The sequence below is a fragment of the Halomonas sp. ND22Bw genome (assembly GCF_003011945.1).
In the GTDB taxonomy this organism is placed as follows: Bacteria; Pseudomonadota; Gammaproteobacteria; order Pseudomonadales; family Halomonadaceae; genus Halomonas; species Halomonas halophila.
Genome location: NZ_PXWD01001171.1, coordinates 1 through 260 on the forward strand (window position 1 = coordinate 1; position 260 = coordinate 260).

The window sequence follows — 260 nt, forward strand, 5'->3', positions numbered from 1 at the left end:
CGGGCGGCGCGTGGCGGGCCGGCTGGCTCGCGCGCTGAACTTCGAGGTCGCCGAAGGCGCCTTGCGCGAGCCCCCAGACAACCTGGCCGACACCCACACGCGCGCGCACGAAACCGCCATGCGCGCCTGGGTCGAGCTGTATGGCCGCCCGCAGAGCCGCGACACCAACGACCGGGCCTGGCAATGGGCGCGCGAGGCGCTGCGGGCCGACGATCGCAACGCCGTCGCATGGAACGCGCTGGCCTATGCCGAGTGGCGTG

1 protein-coding gene is annotated in these 260 nt (G+C 74.2%); it reads left to right on the forward strand.

Annotation, left to right across the window (positions count from 1 at the left end):
* The coding region (locus CVH10_RS26150; RefSeq protein ID WP_219924985.1) for a hypothetical protein at nt 1-260 on the forward strand (260 nt) is incomplete at both ends.